Annotated in this window: 14 protein-coding genes; 9 read left to right on the forward strand and 5 right to left on the reverse strand. The window is 59.6% G+C overall.

Annotation, left to right across the window (positions count from 1 at the left end):
• The first annotated feature begins 2 nt into the window (after positions 1–2).
• From AC57B1_RS13530 to AC57B1_RS13540, 3 genes are all read left to right on the forward strand, one after another.
• Entirely contained in the window at positions 3–1,370 is a 1,368-nt protein-coding gene (locus tag AC57B1_RS13530) for an MFS transporter (protein WP_496417726.1), read from the forward strand.
• A 43-nt stretch (positions 1,371–1,413) separates the two neighbouring features.
• Positions 1,414–2,361: a hydroxymethylglutaryl-CoA lyase gene (locus AC57B1_RS13535; protein WP_496417727.1), complete on the forward strand. Its 948-nt coding sequence runs from the start codon at positions 1,414–1,416 to the stop codon at positions 2,359–2,361.
• 110 nt (positions 2,362–2,471) lie between these two features.
• On the forward strand, positions 2,472–3,371 hold the full coding sequence (locus AC57B1_RS13540; RefSeq protein ID WP_408344984.1) for an MBL fold metallo-hydrolase: 900 nt from the start codon (positions 2,472–2,474) through the stop codon (positions 3,369–3,371).
• Positions 3,372–3,411: 40 nt separating this feature from the next.
• Here AC57B1_RS13540 and AC57B1_RS13545 read toward each other — a convergent pair whose 3' ends face one another.
• The gene (locus tag AC57B1_RS13545) at positions 3,412–4,323 is read right to left on the reverse strand and encodes a LysR family transcriptional regulator (RefSeq protein ID WP_408344987.1); all 912 of its coding nucleotides are present in this window, start codon (positions 4,321–4,323) and stop codon (positions 3,412–3,414) included.
• 336 nt (positions 4,324–4,659) lie between these two features.
• Between AC57B1_RS13545 and AC57B1_RS13550 the strand changes: the two genes are divergently transcribed.
• The 3 genes from AC57B1_RS13550 to AC57B1_RS13560 are packed head-to-tail and all read left to right on the forward strand — an operon-like array spanning position 4,660 to position 9,627.
• Positions 4,660–6,699 carry a hydantoinase/oxoprolinase family protein gene (locus tag AC57B1_RS13550; protein ID WP_496417728.1) on the forward strand — a complete coding sequence of 680 codons (2,040 nt, stop codon included), beginning with the start codon at positions 4,660–4,662 and terminating at the stop codon, positions 6,697–6,699.
• A complete protein-coding gene (locus AC57B1_RS13555) occupies positions 6,696–8,444 on the forward strand; it encodes a hydantoinase B/oxoprolinase family protein (protein WP_496417729.1) in 1,749 nt (582 codons plus the stop codon). The genes AC57B1_RS13550 and AC57B1_RS13555 overlap by 4 nt, the downstream gene beginning before the upstream one ends.
• 31 nt (positions 8,445–8,475) lie before the next feature.
• Positions 8,476–9,627: a CaiB/BaiF CoA transferase family protein gene (locus tag AC57B1_RS13560; RefSeq protein ID WP_496417730.1), complete on the forward strand. Its 1,152-nt coding sequence runs from the start codon at positions 8,476–8,478 to the stop codon at positions 9,625–9,627.
• 75 nt (positions 9,628–9,702) lie between these two features.
• Here AC57B1_RS13560 and AC57B1_RS13565 read toward each other — a convergent pair whose 3' ends face one another.
• From AC57B1_RS13565 to AC57B1_RS13575, 3 genes are all read right to left on the reverse strand, one after another.
• Positions 9,703–10,692: a D-2-hydroxyacid dehydrogenase family protein gene (locus tag AC57B1_RS13565; RefSeq protein WP_496417731.1), complete on the reverse strand. Its 990-nt coding sequence runs from the start codon at positions 10,690–10,692 to the stop codon at positions 9,703–9,705.
• A gap of 113 nt (positions 10,693–10,805) precedes the next feature.
• The gene (locus tag AC57B1_RS13570; protein WP_408345358.1) at positions 10,806–12,167 is read right to left on the reverse strand and encodes an MFS transporter; all 1,362 of its coding nucleotides are present in this window, start codon (positions 12,165–12,167) and stop codon (positions 10,806–10,808) included.
• A gap of 109 nt (positions 12,168–12,276) precedes the next feature.
• A complete protein-coding gene (locus tag AC57B1_RS13575) occupies positions 12,277–13,479 on the reverse strand; it encodes a CaiB/BaiF CoA transferase family protein (protein WP_496417732.1) in 1,203 nt (400 codons plus the stop codon).
• A 575-nt stretch (positions 13,480–14,054) separates the two neighbouring features.
• Here AC57B1_RS13575 and AC57B1_RS13580 point away from each other — a divergent pair.
• Positions 14,055–15,155, forward strand: a complete 1,101-nt coding sequence (locus tag AC57B1_RS13580) for a LacI family DNA-binding transcriptional regulator (protein WP_496417733.1) — start codon at positions 14,055–14,057, stop codon at positions 15,153–15,155.
• Between the two features lie 91 nt (positions 15,156–15,246).
• Here the strand turns inward: AC57B1_RS13580 and AC57B1_RS13585 are convergent, their stop codons facing one another.
• Entirely contained in the window at positions 15,247–16,002 is a 756-nt protein-coding gene (locus AC57B1_RS13585) for an IclR family transcriptional regulator (RefSeq protein WP_408345003.1), read from the reverse strand.
• Positions 16,003–16,132: 130 nt separating this feature from the next.
• Between AC57B1_RS13585 and AC57B1_RS13590 the strand changes: the two genes are divergently transcribed.
• Together AC57B1_RS13590 and dapB are read left to right on the forward strand one after the other, a co-directional pair.
• Positions 16,133–17,311 carry a fumarylacetoacetate hydrolase family protein gene (locus tag AC57B1_RS13590; RefSeq protein WP_496417734.1) on the forward strand — a complete coding sequence of 393 codons (1,179 nt, stop codon included), beginning with the start codon at positions 16,133–16,135 and terminating at the stop codon, positions 17,309–17,311.
• A gap of 72 nt (positions 17,312–17,383) precedes the next feature.
• The gene (gene dapB / locus AC57B1_RS13595) at positions 17,384–18,181 is read left to right on the forward strand and encodes a 4-hydroxy-tetrahydrodipicolinate reductase (protein WP_496417735.1); all 798 of its coding nucleotides are present in this window, start codon (positions 17,384–17,386) and stop codon (positions 18,179–18,181) included.
• The last annotated feature ends 244 nt before the right edge of the window (positions 18,182–18,425 follow it).

Raw genomic sequence — 18,425 nt, forward strand, 5'->3', positions numbered from 1 at the left:
GCATGAATATGCCCACCGACGCTGCGGCGAGCCCGCAAGCCGAGCAGACATACCGCAAGATCACCAGGCGTTTGATTCCCTTCCTGTTCCTTTGCTACGTGTTCGCTTTTCTGGACCGTGTGAATGTTGGCATCGCACAGCTCGACATGAAGCACGACGTGGGCTTCAGCGACTTCACTTACAGCATCGGAGCAGGGATTTTCTTCCTCGGCTACGTGCTGATGGAAGTGCCAAGCAATCTCCTCCTGACAAGAATCGGCGTGAAGCGCACGTTCTCGCGAATCATGTTCCTGTGGGGCATCCTGGCAGCAGCGACCGCGTTCGTGACGCTTCCCGTGCATTTCTACACCGTGCGTTTCCTGCTTGGCCTCGCCGAGGCCGGCCTCTACCCGGGGATCATCTTCTACCTGACGCGCTGGTATCCCGTGGAGCGCCGTGCAAAGGCCATCGCGATCTTCACCTGCGCGACAGGTATTGCAGGTTTGATTGGTGGACCGATGTCGGGTTGGCTGATGACTCACATGGAAGGCGTTCGAGCATTACACGGCTGGCAATGGATGTTCGTCGTGCAGGGCTTGCCGGCAAGCTTTCTGGGCATTGTCGCTTTCTTCTTCCTGGATGATGGTCCGCAGAAGGCGAAATGGCTGAGTGATGTGGAAAAGGCCCAAGTACTGGCCGACATCAAGAAGAGCTCGGGCGTGAGTGATCAGCATGCGGAGCACACGTTCGGGCGTGCACTTCTCGACCCACGCGTGTATGTGATGGGATTCGTCTGGTTCGCACAGATTGCGGGTGTATTCGCAATCGGCTTCTGGTTGCCCACGCTCATCAAGAGCACGGGGGTGAACAGTCCGCTGGAAATTGGTATCTACTCGGCGATTCCGTACTTCGTGAGCTGGATTGCGCTCATTGGAATGAACTGGAACTCCGACCGGACAATGGAGCGTCGCTGGCACTGCGGCATCACGATGATTATCGGCGCAGTTGGACTGTTCGCGGCCGGCCTGATTCACGGCAGCCTTGCTTGGTCCATTGTCGCTCTTTCGGTCGCAACGGCCGGAATTCTGGCGCCCAATCCTCTCATCTGGGCGATTTCGACGGATTACATCCGCGGTAGCGGCGCTGCCGGCGGCGTGGCTTTGGTGAATTGCATCGGTCTGCTCGGCGGGTTCGTCAGCCCGATGATTATCGGCTCGATCAAGACAGTCACTCACAGCATGGTCGGAGGCCTCGGCGCGATCTCGTTGCTCATGGTCATTGGTGCGCTTGCCGCGATTCTTCTCGCGCCCAGAACGACCGGGGCCAAGTCGGTAGCCGAGCTTGCCGCCGAGAAGCTGGAGGACTCGGCAGCGGCGAACGCAATGCTTTGACAGGTGCCCGGCCGGGTCATCTGGATACGAAGGAGATTTTGAAATGACAACGCGTGAAAAGGTGCAGGTACGCGAAGTGGGTCTGCGCGACGGTCTGCAAATGGTCCAAACGATTCTGTCGACCGAACAGAAGCTGGAGTGGTGCCGCCGGATGGTGGATGCAGGGTCGGTCGAAATCGAGGTGACTTCATTCGTGCCGCCAAAGATCGTCCCGCAATTCGCCGATGCATCCGAGGTCGCACGTGGCGCGCTGGAGATACCCAAGCTTCACGCCGCTGCACTCGTGCCCAATCTCAAGGGCGCACAGCGTGCGTTAGAAGTTGGTTTGCGAAAAGTGCACTACGTGCTTTCCGCCAGTAACGAGCACAACCTAAAAAACGTTCGTCGAACGACTGCGGAGTCTGCCGAAGATTTCCGACGCATTGTTCTGGCGCGTGACGCGGGCGACAGTGCGACGCGCGGCGTGACGCTCGGCGCGGGCGTGGCGACAGCTTTCGGATGCACCATTTCCGGCCGGGTCGAGGAGAGTACGGTCCTTGGTCTCGTCGAAACACTTCTGACGGCTGGAGCCGACGAAATTACGATTGCAGACACGGTAGGCTACGCAAACCCCGGACAGGTCAGAGCATTGATGCGCAAGGTTCTGGCCATTACGGAAAACGTACCGGTCGCCTGCCATTTTCATGACACCCGCGGGCTGGGTCTTGCCAATGTCTTCGCCGCGCTGGACGCGGGGGTGCGCAGCTTTGACTCGTCACTTGGCGGTCTTGGCGGATGTCCGTTCGCGCCGAATGCCACCGGGAACATCAACAGCGAAGATGTGGTGTTCCTGCTGGAATCCGAAGGTCTCGATACCGGTATCGATATCAATGCGCTGCTGGCAATACGGGAGATGATCGCAGGCTGGTTGCCCGGTGAACCGTTCGCGGGTGCGATCGCGCGTGCGGGCCTGCCAAAGACATTCGACTTGCGCGAGCCGGCGTTGGCCTGACGCCGACCTCGACGGGTGACGAGAGGGCGCATGCATGCATTGAGGGTTTTTCGCCCGTCATGTCTTGCGTCCCGGAAACACGATTTTTGAATGGAAAGAAGGAGCGCGCAGTGCACGTCCAGAAAATTGGCGATATCGAGATTCGCAAAGTCAGCGAGATCGATAGCCTGGAATTCGAGCCGAACTGGCTCTTCCCTACCGTTGACCTCGACTTCGTCAAGGAACAGCGCAGTTGGCTCGGCCCCCATCTCATCGAGCCGACGGAACTCAAGCTGTATCTTAGCTTCCACAGTTACGTGGTCAAGACCCGTCACCACACCATTCTGGTAGACACGTGCAATGGCAATCACAAGCATCGGCCGTCGATGCCATCGTGGAGCAATCTGCAGACGCCGTATATCGAGAATCTGGCCGCAATCGGCATCCGACCGGAAGATATCGACTACGTCATGTGCACGCATCTACATACTGACCACGTCGGCTGGAATACCCGTCTCGAAGATGGCCGCTGGGTTCCGACCTTCCCGCGTGCGAAATACATCTTCTCGCGCGTCGAGTACGACCATCTGCTGAAGCTGCATCAATCGAACCCTGAGATGCCGGTCAACCGGGGCTCGTTTGTGGATAGCGTGCTGCCTGTCGTGGAACACGGCCAGGCGATGTTCGTGGAAATGGATCACTGCTTTGAGCACGAACTCGGCAAGGACGTATGGTTCTCTCCGGCAGTGGGCCACACGGCGGGTCATGTCCTGGTGCATATCGGGCATGAACACGGCGAGCACGCTGTCATGACCGGGGACGTTATTCATCACCCAATCCAGTTCGTTGATCCCACGCTTGCGAATGCCGCGGATTTCGACGCCAGGCTGGCCCATGAGGCGCGCTTTAACGTGATGAGCCGGTATGCAGACACGTCAACGAAGATTCTGACTGCCCACTTTCCGTCGCCAACGGCGGGGCGGGTAGTGAGTCACGGCGATGCATTCCGCTTTGCCTTCGACAAGGAATAACCGTCGCGGCGCTCAGCACCTCGAATTCCAGCGTCAGCAATCAGAGCTCTGCAATGCGGCTCTGACAAAGTTCGATGAACTTCTGCACGGGCTGCGTCAAGGTTGCGCCGCGGCGCGTCGCAATTCCGTACGGGGCGCCGCGTCGCTCGATGTGGATGGGGAGAATGTTGAGCAGGCCGCCGCCCGCGAAATATTCGGCCACCTTACGGGGTATCAGGCCGACCGTACCGCTGCCGGTGCGAAGTAGCGAAAGTGTGGCGAACGTCGACGAGGTCTCCATCGCATAGCGCGGAAAGCTCAGACCTTCGTCGTCGAGCAACTGCTCGAAGAGCGAGCGCATCGGCAAGGTGGCTTGCGGAACAATCCATGGATTGCCGATGATATCCGCGAGCCGCACCTCGGTTTCATTGCCGAGTGGGTCACTGCCGTCGACCACGACGCAGATCTCTTCCACTTCAAGCGGAATGAAATCGTAGGCTTCCGGGTGGACGCTGACGCTGGGTCGCCCGATTACGAGGTCAAGCAAGCGCTGATCGAGCATTGCCAGCAGGCGTGCACTGTTGTCCTCCCACACTTCGATGGATGTGTCCGGTTGTGCTTCGCGTAGTGCCTTGACAGTCGGCGCGAGCCACACGGGCAACGATCCCATTACGGCGCCGATGGCGAGCGTCCCGCCGCCGCCTCGCAGGATTGCCGCCAACTCGTCGCGCATCGTTCCGACATCCGCCCGAAGCGTTCTGGCGTGGCGTATTACGCAGCGGCCCAAATCGTTAGGAACAATTCCACGGGGCGAACGGGAAAACAGTTCGACTCCGAAGATGGCCTCGAGCTCTTGCAGCGATTTGGTAATGGCCGGCTGCGAAAGGGACATTTGCTGCGCTGCCTTGCGTAGCGACCCATGGTCGTCGAGGGCGATAAGCAGCGCGATATGAGCCCCGCGCAGACGCCGCAAGATCGCATCGTTACTGGTTATCACGGATATAACCCCAGACGTTCACGTGATTGAAACCTTTCATTATCTGCTTCCGATGGTGCGTCAGTACACTGGATTTGTCGGTGGACGCATGGGTGATTCGCACGGCGATCTACTCGATGCGGAACGTCGGAACGTGTGATGTCGGCGTTCCAACTCGCAGTGATAACGTGCGCGAATCACTGCTTCGAAGTGTAACCGCGATTCTTGCCTCGATGCATGTGGCCAGCACGGTTGCCGCTGTCGAAGACCAGGTTGCGACGTCCGACCGGCACTTTCCCAGAGGCGCATGCCTGGCAACGGAGAAATACAAGCGTGAAACGGATAGGAATTGACGTCGGCGGCACCTTCACCGACGTGGTGATGATAGACGACGCGACCGGCAAGGTATGGTCGACCAAGGTACCGACAACACCGAAAGACCGGGTCATCGGAACGGTCGAAGGGTTCCGGAGAATCCTTGAAATCTCAGGGTCGATGAGTGCGGACATTTCGTTTCTTGGCCACGGAACGACCATGGCCACGAATATGGTGGTCGAGGGTACGGGTGCGAAGACTGCGTTGGTCACCACTCGCGGATTCCGCGACATCCTCGAACTGCGTCGTGCATCCCGCCACGATCGTGCAGATCTCTACGACTTGTTGTTCGACAACCCGCGAGCCCTGGTCGAGCGCCGTTGGCGACTCGAATTGACAGAGCGTCTGCGATTCGACGGCAGTGTCGAAACGCCGCTCTCGCGCGCAGAACTGGTAGCGATAGCCGAACGCATCCGCGAGTCGGATGTCGAGGCGGTGGCGGTGTGTCTGCTGCATGCGCACGTCAACCCGGAACATGAGAAGGCGGCTGTCTCGGCGCTCCGTGAGATGCTGCCCGAGCGCTTCGTGTGTGCCTCGCACGAGGTCAATCCTGAAGCGATGGAGTACGAGCGGACCAGCTCGACCGTCATCAATGCGATGCTCGGACCTGTGTGTGGCCGATACATCGGCCGTCTCGTGGACGCGCTCGCGCAATTGGGGTTCGCCGGCAAGTTCCTCTTCATGCAATCGAACGGCGGCCTTGCGAGCGCGGCGCGAGTCGCGGACCGTCCCATCGTGCTGCTGGAGTCGGGGCCGGCAGGAGGCGTCAGCGCCGCCATCCGCAATTGCGAGCGCGGGGATTTGCGCAACGCCATTCTCGGCGACATGGGGGGCACCACGTTCGACGTCTCGCTCATCCGGGATTTTCGACCTGAAATCCGCAACAAGAGCCTTCTGCATAGCTATACGGTGCGCTCGCCCAGTATCGACATCGATTCCGTGGGCGCGGGCGGCGGCTCGATTGTCTGGATCGACGCGGGCGGAGGTGTTCGCATCGGCCCGGAGAGTGCGGCTGCCGACCCAGGACCGGCATGCTACGGCCGCGGTGGCAAGCGCCCCACGGTGACGGACTGCAATCTCGTGCTCGGTTATATCGACCCGAACAATTTTCTCGGTGGCGAATTCCAGCTGGATGCAAAGGCGGCGTGGCAAGTAGTCGAGGAGGTGATCGCGAAGCCGTTGGGCATGTCGGTTCCGGAGGCGGCACAGGCCGTGCGCTCGGTTGCAAATGCCTTGATGGCACAGGCGATTCGCATCATGACGGTCGAGCGTGGATACGACCCGCGCGAGTTTTCATACATTTGCTACGGCGGCGCGGGCCCGGTTCACGCGGTGGACCTCGCCCATGAAATGGGAATTCGCCGGGTGGTGATTCCACCGTTGCCGGGCCTATTCAGTGCATTCGGAATGATGGTCGCGGACCAGCAGTACGACTATCAGCGCCCCGTCGAATGTGAGCTCGCCAAGCTTGGCGATGACCGACTGCATGCGGGGTTCGACGCGCTTCTTGCGCTCGGCCTGAGCGAAGCAGAGCGCCACGGCGTCGACGCAAACACGACCCGCGCCGTACGACTTGCTGATTGCCGGTATGCCGGCCAGCCGGACGTCATCACCGTCGAGGTGCCCGACGACGCTTCATGCGCCAGGCTCGCCGGCGAGTTTGAAGCGGCTCATCAGCGTCTCTGGAACTTTGTGAGTCAGGACAAGCCGATCGTGGTCGCCAACCTGCGCTTGCAGGTCATCGCTACAAGTGGTTGGCGAGGTGGGATGGCGCTCCTGGATCAGCAAGCCGCCGTTGCTCCCATCCGTACCCGCGACGTGTATATCGACGGCAATGTGCGGCGCTTGCCGGTGTTCGCCCGCAGCCGGCTCCCGATAGGTGCCCGGATCGACGGCCCCGCGGTTATCGAAGAGCACAGCAGTTGCGCAGTATTGAAGGCATCGCACACAGCGCGTGTCGACGACGACTTGAACCTTGTGATCGAACTGGCGGCATGAACATGGACATCGTGACCTACGAAATCATCCGCAGCAGCCTGTATGCGGTTGCGCGAGAAATGAAGATTGCCATGATGCGCACGGCGGGAAGTCCGCTGATGCACGCCAGTGGCGATTCGTCTGCGGCAATTTTCGACGCCGACATGCAACTCGTCGCTCAAGGCAACGATATCCCGACGATGTTGGGCTCAGCGGTCGTCTCCACCCGGGTTTCGGTCGAAGCGATCGGACGGGAAAATCTGCGCCCCGGCGACGTGATTGTCAGCAACGACGCCTACGTGGGCGGCGGCAATCATCAGCCCGACGTGCAGTTCACGCGCCCCGTATTTGTCGACGGCGAAATCGTCGCCTTTGTGATGACCCGTGGGCATTGGACCGACATTGGCGGGCAGTCGCCCGGCAGTTATGCCATTGCCACGTGGGATGTTTTCGCTGAGGGCATCCGCATTCCGCCCGTCCTGCTGTACCGGAACGACGAGCCGGTGCGCGATGTGCTCGAGATTCTGACGCGCAACAGCCGGAACTCCCATGAGCTGCGCCTCGATATCCAGGCGCAGTATGCAGGAACGTTTGTCGGTGACCGACGTATCGTTGACCTCGTGGCGAAATATGGCGCCAAGGCATTGCGCGATGTGATGAGCCAGAGCCTCGACCACTCCGAAAAGCTCATCCGCGCGGAAATAGCGAAGATTCCCGATGGTGTCTACGAAGCCGAGGAATATCTCGACCCGATCGAAGCACCAGGATGGAAGCATGAGCGTCCGCATCTGAAAGTCAAGGTGACCGTTGAGAACGACCACATCACCTTCGACTTCACAGGCACGGGTGCTCAGGTTCGCGGCGGTATCAACTGTCCGTTCCCGGTCACGTGTAATAGCACATGGTTCACGGTTAAAGCCTTGACGGACCTTAGCATTCCAATCAACCAGGGGTGCTATCGGCCTGTGACGATCATCGCTCCGCAGGGTAGCGTCCTTAACTGTGAATACCCGGCGTCCGTCGTGTCCGGCAACACCGAAACATCGCCGCGAGTCATCGACCTGCTGCTGAAAGCCCTTGCGCCCGCAGTGCCGGATCGCATCCTGGGACAAAGCAATTGCGCGGCATGTGCTGGCATTTTCAGCGGGCGTGATACCAACCAGGCTCGCGTTGCCGAAACCGGGCAGACGTTCGTCACGATGCACGACGTTCACGCGGGCGGCATGGGTGCCCGGGCGGCGAAGGACGGAGTGAGCGGCATCCGCGTGTATGTCGGCAATGCGGGCAGTCAGTCGATAGAAATGATTGAACGGTCGTCACCTTTGCTGGTTGAGGAGTGGTCGCTTGTCCCTGATACGGGTGGTGCGGGTCGGCAGCGCGGCGGGCTGACTTCGCGCCGGGTTTATCGGGTCGAGTATGACGAGGCCACGTTCACGGTTTCAGGCGAGCGTGGCCACACCGCGCCGGAAGGTCATTTCGGCGGCCTCGCAGGTAGCAACTTCGTATGCAGGATAGCGCGGGCGGACGGGCAGGAAATGGCTGTGCCCGCGAAAGGCGGACAAACGGTCGTGTACCGGAATGACCGCGTTGTCGTGCAGCCCGCTGGTAGCGGGGGATTCGGTGAGCCGGTCGAGCGTGACCGTTCACTCGTTCTGGCTGACGTTGCTAACGGTTACATCACGCGCGACGCTGCAACTCGCCTTTACCAGATCGACCACGAGCTGATTCAGACCGGGCAATGTGAAGTCGCTGCGGAGGCAACGTAAGCCGGTGACCGGAAACAAACGGAGTAGCGAAATGACGAAGCAGCTTCCACTCGACGGCATCTGCGTCGTCGAGATTGGACACAGTCTCGCCGCGCCTTACGCGGGCATGGTGTTGAGGGCACTCGGTGCGGAAGTAATCAAGATTGAGAGTGCAGGGAGCGGGGACTATGCGCGAGATTGGGGGCCTCCGTTCATCGATGGCGCCGCAGCCCTCTTTCACGCGGTGAATCACGGCAAGTCGAGTATCGCCATGTCGTTGTCAGACCCGCTTCAGGCAGAAGCGCTACGTGAGCTGATCGTCCGGAAGGCCGATGTAGTGCTGCAGAATCTGAAGGCGGGCGGAACCGAGAAATATGGCCTCGGCTCGGAGCAGATGCTCGCGCTCAAGCCGTCGCTGGTGTACTGCAATCTCGGTGCATTCGGCACGGTCGGCCCGCTGCGGGACAAGCCAGGTTATGACCCGCTCGCTCAGGCATTGAGTGGCTTGATGAGCTTCATGGGACAGGCGGACCAGGCGTTGAGCCGCATTCCCATCTCGGTCAACGACATGGGAACCGGGCTGTGGGCGGCTATCGGCGTCCTGTCGGCACTTTTCAGGCGGCAATCGACTGGCGTGGGCGAGGTCGTTTCTGTCTCGCTGTACGAGACCGCGCTGTCATGGGGCGGCATGCAGATAGCAGACTACCTGGCCTCGGGCGTTCTGCCCGGCCGGTGGGGCTCGGGAACCGCCGCGATCGTTCCTCACCAGGCGTTTGATTGTTCCGACTCGACGATCATGGTTGCAGCAGGCAATGACCGGCTCTTTCGTCGGCTCTGCGAAGTTCTGGCCGTCAACGCGTTGGCGGACGACAGCCGCTTTGCGACCAACGGAGCACGGGTCAGCAACCGCGTTGAACTGATTGCGTTGCTGCAGAACGAATTCAGCAGGAACGCGTCCGCGCATTGGCTCGAGCGGCTCGATAAAGCAGGGATTCCGTGCGGCCCGATACAAACGGTCGACCAGGTCGTCGTGCATGAGCAAACGAAAGCACTGGACATCCTGCAAACAACCGAAGACGGCGCCGCTATGTTTGTTGGGTTGCCCATATCGTTTGGCGGAAAGCGGCCGTCTGACGCCGGCTCGACACCGAAGCTCGGCGAGCACAATCATCTGCTCACGGACGCACTTCAGGAAACGCCCTGAGTGTGCACGGCGGCCGGCTTGCCGCCTGCACGCATGGCGGGGCAAGCTGGCCGCATTCCCCGCTCAGGATACGAGTCAGGAATGGGTGGATTGGTAGCTGATTTCACGCTTCGTTGAGCTCAGCGTGCGAATCGGCTCGCCTTTCATCCAGGCACGGATGTTTTCGACAGATTCGCCATAGTAGAACTCGTACGAACCTTCGGTAACGTATCCGATGTGCGAAGTTGCGATTACGTTCTCCATGGTTCGATACGGATGATCCGCGGGCAGTGGTTCGACATCGAATACGTCCATAGCGGCCCCGGCAATCTGCTTGCGATTCAATGCGGCAATCAGGGCTTCCTCATTCACGATCGGGCCGCGCGCCGTGTTGACAAGGAGCGCGTGAGGCCGCATCAGCGAAAGCTCGTGTGCGCCAACCAGATTTCGTGTGCGCTCCGAGAGGCGAACGTGAATAGACAGGATGTCACTCGACGCAAGCAATTCGTCTTTTGATACGTATTGAGCACCGTGCTTGGCGGCGGACTCTGCCGTCATGTTCTGGCTCCACGCGATTGTCTTCATACCGAACGCCTGGGCGACGCGGGCGGTCACGCTGCCGGAGTAACCTAATCCAAGCAGACCGATGGTCTTGCCGCTCAGATCTCTGCCCACGGAGACTTGCCATCCACCGTTTCTGAACGAACTGACTTCGCTCGGAATGTGACGTGCCGCGGCCAGGATGAGCGCCCACGTGTGTTCAGCCGCAGCGGTCAGCGAGGACGCAGTCCCGCAGACGGTAATGTGCAGTTCGTCCGCCGCTTCAATATCGATGGCGGCGTTCCACGGGCCGGTGCTTGCCAGCAATTTGAGGTTCTTGAGTCTCGATAGCACGCTTCTCGGAAACCAGGTCCGTTCCCGCATGACGCACAGAATGTCATACGGCTGAAGCCGTTCGACCAGCTCATCCTCATTGTCGATATGGTCGGTAAAGACGGTGATGTCGGCTTGCTTGCGCAGGCTGTCCCAATTGCCGAACTTCAGCGAGGTGTTCTGGAAGTCGTCGAGTATGGCGATTTTGTGCATGAGATTCTTCACTGTTGATGCCGGATGAGCGGCGCAGCGCCGCATCCGGCGGGTCGTTCAAAGATGAGGATGACCGCTGCCTGCTACCCAGCTGGCAATGTGTCCATTGGCGTTCATGCTGTCGTGACAGCCTTCGGCTTGAACCCGACGAACATGACGATGATTCCGAGGAACAGAACCGCAGTCATGACGTAGAGGCCGCTATTGAGCGAGCCTGTCAATGTCTTCAGCCATCCGATGACGAAAGGGCTGCAGAAACCGCTGAGCAGACCGATGCAGTTCACGAACGCAATGCTTCCCGCGGCAGCGGGCGAACCGTGAAGATAGTCGGCGGCAATTGACCAGATCAGCACGTTTATCGCGAAGATGCCGACACATGCGACGGTCAGCAGGACGATGGTCAACACCGCCGAGCTCATTGACTGCGATACGAGAAGTAGCGCTATCGCACCGATAACACCGGCGATGGTCGCGTGCCAGCGTCGCTCAAGCATCCGGTCGGAGTTGCGGCTGATCGCGATCATGCCGATGGCGCCAATGCCGTAAGGGATGGCCGATAGCCATCCGAGCTGCGAGAGATTGGATATGCCCGAACTCTTCATGACGGTCGGCAGCCAGAACGTGACCGAATAGGTGCCGCAAACAAAGGCGAAATCGATGAAGGCAAGCATGTAGACCTTGGGATCGGCGAGGGCCTGCGCAAGTGTTCCGTGCCCGTGCTGGTCGTTCTTGCGTTTGCGTTCGGTTTCCACTCGAAAGCCTTCCCGGAGCGTATTCTTTTCCGCTTCGGTCAGCCATTTCGCTTTGTCGATGTTGTCATCCAGAATGAAGAGCGTAAGGATGCCGAGTGCGACCGCGGGCAGTGCCTCGACGATGTAGAGCCACTGCCACCCCGCCATGTTGGCGACGTTCGCAAGCCTCGTCATCGCCCATCCGGAGATGGGACCGCCCACCAGGCCGGCAATGGGGAATCCAACCATGAAGCACGAAATAATGACGCCGCGCCGGTTCTCAGGAAACCAGGAGCTGAGATAGAAAATCACGCCGGGAAAGAAGCCAGCCTCGAATACGCCGAGCAGCAATCGAACCATGTAGAACTCGTTCACGTTGGTGACGAATGCCGTGCACGTCCCGACGATTCCCCAGCAAATCATGATTCGAGCGATGGTCTTTTTTGCGCCCATGCGCTTCAGAAGCAGGGCGCTCGGCACTTCGAGCAGGCAATACGAGAGGAAGAAGATGCCCGCGCCCAGACCGTATACGGCATCGCTGAAACCAAGGGCGTCCTGCATCTGCAGTTTCGCGAAGCCGACATTGATGCGGTCGAGAAATGCGACCACATAGCAAACGAAGAGCAACGGCACGATGCGAAGAGCGACGCGTAGGTAAAGCCTGCGCTCCTCAGCGCTAGCGGCCGCTACGGACGGGAGTTCGTCCGATGAAGCCGGAGTAGGTTCAAGAAAGGTCTGGCTCAATTTGCGTCTCCTGATTGTCCCGATTCGCCTGCGGATAAGGCCAGCGTCCGGGAATCTTTTGATGGAAGTATATGAAACCGAACTTGGCTCGTAAGGAATACAACTCGTATCAATCGCTTTCCTGCCGCAATAGCGCGTCGGCACGTTCGTGTGGCGGCGGCTTTGTCAGCAAGTGGTTGTGCTCACCAAGGCCGGGGGTATTGCCCGGCAACGGTGGCCGGTGGCCGTTGAACGAGACAGGCAGTGCGACGGTTCTGGTTCGTCCATCGGGCGTCTCTCGAAGAATGTCGAGCGAGATCGTCTGTTCGTCCTTGACCACGCAATCCACTGTCTGCAACGGACCACACGGAATGGATTCGACCTCGAGCGCGCGAAGCCAATCGCTCGCGGGCATTTGAGCAAATCTGGCTTCCAGCAGAGGAATGAGTGCCTTCCGGTTCAGGACGCGGTCGCCATTGGTCGAAAATCTCGGGTCATCGGCAAGCGAAGGGAGGTCCATCACTTTGCACAGACGCCGATACAACGTGTCGTTGCCTGCGGCGACGAGGATTGCTCCATCCGCGCAGTCAAAAACCTGGTAGGGCACGATGTTCGGACTACCGGAACCGATACGGGCGGCCTCCGGACCGCCGGCAAGGCAATCCGAAAGGGGCACCGTCATCCACGCAAGGGCGGTTTCAAAGAGCGACACGTCGACGACCCGTCCGCGCGCAGGGTCACCGCGACCCTTGTCGCGGAGCGCGGCCAGCACGCCGATAACGGCCCACATGCCCGTGCCCATGTCGTTGATCGAGACGGGAACACGGCTGGGCGCGTCGTCTGCGTGCCCGACGAGGCTCATCATTCCGCTGTAGGCCTGCACTAACGGGTCGTAACCCGGCTTGCTCCGCAAAGGGCCTGTCGCTCCAAAGGCACCGAGGTTGCAATAGACGAGCGACGGGCACAGTTCCGTCAGCTCCTTTGCCCCCAGGCCATAACGGTCGAGATTGCCGGGCTTCAGATTCTGAAGAACCACATCGGCGTTGGCGACGATGAATTCCCGAATGAGTCTGCTGCACGTCGGGTCGCTGAAGTCGGCGCTGATGCTTTCTTTGCCATGGTTCATGGCGTGGAAGAGCGCCGAAGCGCCGTCGATGAAAGGAGGCCCCCATCCGCGGGCGTAGTCTCCTTGGGCCGCGTTTTCGATCTTCACGACGCGAGCGCCGAGGTGCGCGAAGATGATGCCCGCGTACGGCGCCGCGAGGCTGTGCCCAATCTCCACGACGCAGATGCCCTCGAGCGGGAGCGGCTGCGTCATTTGTCCCTCAGCCATGGCGCATCCCCCGGCCAGAATTGGCTTGGCTCGCTAACCGGAGCGTTCGTGCGGTGGGTGGGCAATTTCCCGGGGTTGCGCTTCTGAGGTAAGTCATGGTGTCTCGTCGATGAAATTATGAAACGTTTCCAAATCTAAACGTAATACTAGAAGCTCTTTTATCAACGTTGCTTGCATGGAAATGAAACGTTTCCAATGATAGTTCGAAGAGCGTCTTTGTCAAGGCGGTAGTTCCCTGGCGAACCCACGGTAGTTTTTGGGAATGCCGCGCGGAGGACCAGCCGCCGCGGAAGCAAGCCTCGAAGGGGAGTTCCGGTCACCTTGCTTGACAAAGCACGCACAGCAGGGAAAATTGGGAACGTTTCCACTTCGTCGCCGGATCGACTGCGACGCGAGTGCGATGGTCTCGTCGGCCAGATAGGCTGCGAGGCCAGGTTTGAACGTGGGCCGACCGTGCGGGGCGTCGGCTTTCCCTTGGTGTACGTTTTCGCCGCTCAACTCCCTCAAGGGGCAAGCTCAACGAAGGCGGTACACAGCAGTTCCGCTCATGGCCTCACTCAGGCTTTGCCGACAGAATGAGTATCGAATCCAAAGGCAACATGACACGCCGAGCTTCGGCCGCAGTCGACGTCGCGTCGCTTGACGACGACCGCAAGCCATCAATCCGCGACGTCGCGCAATTAGCGAACGTCAGTCTGGGAACAGTCTCGCGTGTCATCAACGCGCATCCCAACGTGCGTGAGGACACACGCAAGCGCGTGAAGGCTGCCATCGTCGAACTGGGCTATGTGCCGAATATGGTGGCCCAGAGCATGCGCAACAACAGGTCGATGACGTTCGCCTGCGTCATGCGCGATTTCACCGTCCCTGTGCTCAGTCTGTTCGTCGACTCCATGCAAAAAGAGATTGATGGATTTGGCTTTTCGCTGATGGTCGCCTCGAGCTACCACGACCCGAAGCGCGAAGTGGAACTGCTGCTCGGCTTCCAGCAGCGACGCATTGATGGCCTGGTGATCGCCACATCGTCAGAGGAAGACCCAGCACTTCTGACGATGCTGCGGGAAGCGCAATTTCCAATCGTGTTGCTCGATCGCGAACTGCCCGCAGAGCTTGATTCCGTCACGGTCAATCACGCCGCGGGTGTCCGGCAGGCGGTGCATCATCTGGCCGACCTTGGGCATCGCCGCATTGCGATCATTTCCGGTGAGCCAGGCGTGCATCCGACTCAAAGCCGTTTAAAGGGCTTTGGCGATGCGTTCAAGGAGCGTGGGCTGATCATCGAACCAGAATTGATTCGGCACGCGACGTTTGCCCGGGACGCCGGCTATACGGAGACCCGTCATCTGCTGGAGCTAGCCAGGCCGCCGACGGCAATCGTTGCCGGCGGAACGTCGTTGCTTCCTGGTGTGATGCAAGCAACGCGCGAACGTGGACTCGTGATCCCGCAAGACCTATCGGTTATCGCCGGAGCGGACAGCGACGTCGCGCTTCTCGCGACACCGGCGTTCACGGTTGTTCGCTGGAGCCATGACCAACTGGGTAAGGCCGCTGGGAGATTCCTGATGGAGCGGTTGGACAACCCAAAGCTGCCGAGACGAAGACTGACAGTCGACGCCGAACTCGTAATGCGGGGCTCTTGCGCGGCACCGCGTCGAACCGCGGCGCTGAAGAGTTGACCTTATCGCTTGTCGACTGTGATTGACCGGCGGAGACCTCGGTCCGAGTGTCCCGCCGTTCGACTTCTTTCGGTCGCTTGCCGGCGCTCGGTCAAGCACTTCCAAGACGAGCGCCGATTTGCAATGCCATCCGTGAGATAGCCAGACGGATTCGCTTTTCACGCTTTGGGTCGACCCGGCCGGTTGGGATGCTCGTGCTGACGGCAAGCCTTTTGCCATAAGCGGTTTGTCCGACATACGCGGCAAAACAGGCCAGCCCGGCGGCCGATTCCTCGAATTCGCTCGCTTGACCTGTTTCGCGAACGCCTTCGAGTTCGCGGAGCAACGCTGCGCGTCGTGTAATGGTCCGCGGCGTCAGTGCGGCGAGCCGTTCAGGGAGAAGTGCGATCAGGTCTGCTTGAGGAAGCGTGGCGAGCAGCGCCTTCCCTAGCGCGGAGCAGTGTGCCGGAAGTCGCGAGCCAAGGTCCGATACGAGACGGACTGGACGTCGGGAATCCTCCCGGGCAATGTAGACGACGTCTGCTCCGTCAAGCGTTGCCAGTTGCACGACTTCGTCGTGTGTTGCAACGAACGCTGCCGCCAGTGCGCGGAATATGGACTGGTAGCCGTCGTGACGCACATAGGCATTTCCCAACTCGAAAAGCTTCACACCTATCAGGTAGCCGTCGCCTCGCTTTTCGACCCAAGCCTGCCGCTGGAGTGAATCCAGCATCAGATAGAGCGTGCTGCGCGATAGCCCGGTTGCGTCGAGCAACGCCGCTACGCGAACGGGTTCTCTCGCACGAGCCAGAATGTCGAGAACTTCCTGGGCCCGGCGCAGAGCGGGTACCTCGTAGACCTTTTCCATCGCGACTGCATTCAGTGGGAGTTGATGGACGACTGTCCAACCTGTTGGACATATTAACAGCATAATGGACGCCTTCGAATCGTGGGCATAGGATGCGCGCATTCCTTTGCGTGACGGGTGACGAACATATATGGCTATTTCTTCATACTCCTACCTTCCGGCAGATGCGGAACGGGCAGTGCTCGTAGGTCGAGTCTGGCGGCCGGAGCCGCACAACGGCCCGGCGGTGATTGCGATTCGACGGGGTGAGGTCTTCGACATCACCGGCACTGTTCGCACGACGGCCGACCTTTTCGACCGTCGCGACGCACTCGACATTGCCCGTAACGCGCCTGGCGAGACGCTGGGAAGCGTGGACGAACTAATAGCGAAAAGCCTCAACCCGGAGGCGGTTGGACTCCGGTTGCTCGCGCCGTGTGACGTCCAGGCGATTAAGGCCTGCGGTGTGACGTTTGCGGTCAGTCTGCTTGAACGCGTTATCGAGGAGCAGGCCGGCGGCGATGCGAGCAAGGCGAACGAAATCCGGGAGACGATAAACGCGCTGATTGGCGCGGACCTTTCGAAGATCAAGCCGGGCTCGGAAAGCGCGCAGAAATTGAAGGCCGAGATGGAGCGGCGGGGTGCGTGGTCCCAGTACATGGAGGTCGGTATCGGCCCGGACGCGGAGGTATTCTCCAAGGCGCAGCCGATGTCGGCTGTCGGTCTCGGCGCCGATATCGGTCTCTACAAGACGTCGGTCTGGAACAATCCCGAGCCGGAGATTGTGCTGGCAGTCAGCAGCGCCGGTCGAATTGTTGGTGCAACGCTGGGAAACGATGTCAATCTGCGAGACATAGAAGGCCGGAGTGCGCTGTTGCTCGGGAAGGCAAAGGACAATAACGGCTCATGTTCAATCGGACCGTTTATTCGCCTTTTCGATGACCATTTCACGCTTGACTCCATCCGCAGGGAGAGCGTGTTGCTGAAGATCGAGGGGCCCGATGATGGTTTCGTGCTCGAAGGTGTCAGTCACATGAGCGAGATCAGCCGCGACCCGGCTGACCTCGTGAATCAGACGTATGGTCCGCATCATCAGTATCCTGATGGCTTCATGCTTTTCCTCGGCACCATGTTCTCTCCCATCAAGGACCGGGACGCCAAGGGCGCCGGATTTACTCATCATCTCGGTGACGTCGTGACTATTTCGTCGCCGTCGCTTGGCTCATTGGTGAACACCGTTAGGCGGTCTGGCGAGATTGTTCCGTGGACATTCGGTGTCCGCGCTTTGTACGGAAACCTGGAGGCGCGAGGTCTGCGCGGCACTGCCTGATTTGCCTGGCGCTGAAGTGTGCGTCATGGGTGTGCGTCATGGGCGTGTCCCACGCGCCTCACGGAGAAATTGATGAGAATCGCAGTAGCTGGCGCAACGGGCCGCATGGGACGGATGCTTATCGAGGCCGTCTTGAATGCGGATGATGCAACCCTCGTTGGTGCATTGAGCAAGGAGGGAGGTTCCGCGTTGGGCCAGGATGCCGGGGCATTTATCGGTAAGACTACGGGCGTCGTCATCACTGACGACGTTGATGCTGTCCTCGCATTGTCCGATGTCTTGCTCGATTTCACGCGGCCGCAGGGGACGCTCGCTTACCTGAAAGCAGCGCAGCGCCACGGCGTAAAGATGGTGATCGGAACGACGGGCTTCGATGCTGCGCAGCTGGACTTGATAACAGAAGCGTCGAAGAGCATCGCCGTGATGTTTGCTTCCAGCACGAGCGCCAGCCTGAATGTGACGCTTCAGCTCATTGCATTGGCTGCCAGAAACTTTTCCGAGGGTTACGACATTGAAGTTGTCGAGGCTCATCACCGCTACAAAGTGGACGCACCTTCGGGAACCGCTTTGACGATTGGAGAGACGATTGCCGACGCGCTTGGCCGCAAGTTGGCGGACTGCGCGGTGTATGCCCGGGAAGGGGCAACTGGGGAAAGAGCTCCGTCAACTATCGGGTTCTCCTCCATTCGCGGCGGTGACATCGTTGGGGAGCACACGGTGTTGTTCATGGGTGACGGGGAGCGAATTGAAATTACGCACAAGACGCTCAACAGATCGCCCTATGTTAGCGGCGCATTGCGCGCCGCGCGTTACCTGATGGGGTTTGATGCCGGCCTGTTTGATATGCATGACGTCTTGCGGCTGCCTTGAGCTGGAAGCTGCGCCACGTTGGGTGGCTGGAAAGAACCGCGCGAGCCTGTAAGGGCCGCGCGGTTTTTTCATGGCCTGTCGATGCACGAGGCCGTCGCGCCGACTAGGCTTGAGAGGATGCATAGACGCAGTGCATCGAAAGGATGAACCGAATGCATTTTTATAATTAGGTGTAAACCCTTATCATTGGGCAGCCGCCGCGTCGACATTGTCGTGTCGGTGTTTCTCAATGCGCCGATGCGGC

The sequence above is a fragment of the Paraburkholderia sp. BGA-UO-ETr-F21 genome, from assembly GCF_059567925.1.

Bases quoted from the DNA above. Each gene is read 5' to 3' on its own strand.
- AC57B1_RS13535 (WP_496417727.1), top strand. From the start codon at position 1,414: ATGACAACGCGTGAAAAGGTGCAGGTACGCGAAGTGGGTCTGCGCGAC.
- AC57B1_RS13585 (WP_408345003.1), bottom strand. From the start codon at position 16,002: ATGGAAAAGGTCTACGAGGTACCCGCTCTGCGCCGGGCCCAGGAAGTT.
- dapB (WP_496417735.1), top strand. From the start codon at position 17,384: ATGAGAATCGCAGTAGCTGGCGCAACGGGCCGCATGGGACGGATGCTT.
- AC57B1_RS13530 (WP_496417726.1), top strand. From the start codon at position 3: ATGAATATGCCCACCGACGCTGCGGCGAGCCCGCAAGCCGAGCAGACA.
- AC57B1_RS13565 (WP_496417731.1), bottom strand. From the start codon at position 10,692: ATGCACAAAATCGCCATACTCGACGACTTCCAGAACACCTCGCTGAAG.
- AC57B1_RS13580 (WP_496417733.1), top strand. From the start codon at position 14,055: ATGAGTATCGAATCCAAAGGCAACATGACACGCCGAGCTTCGGCCGCA.
- AC57B1_RS13560 (WP_496417730.1), top strand. From the start codon at position 8,476: ATGACGAAGCAGCTTCCACTCGACGGCATCTGCGTCGTCGAGATTGGA.
- AC57B1_RS13575 (WP_496417732.1), bottom strand. From the start codon at position 13,479: ATGGCTGAGGGACAAATGACGCAGCCGCTCCCGCTCGAGGGCATCTGC.
- AC57B1_RS13590 (WP_496417734.1), top strand. From the start codon at position 16,133: ATGGCTATTTCTTCATACTCCTACCTTCCGGCAGATGCGGAACGGGCA.
- AC57B1_RS13555 (WP_496417729.1), top strand. From the start codon at position 6,696: ATGAACATGGACATCGTGACCTACGAAATCATCCGCAGCAGCCTGTAT.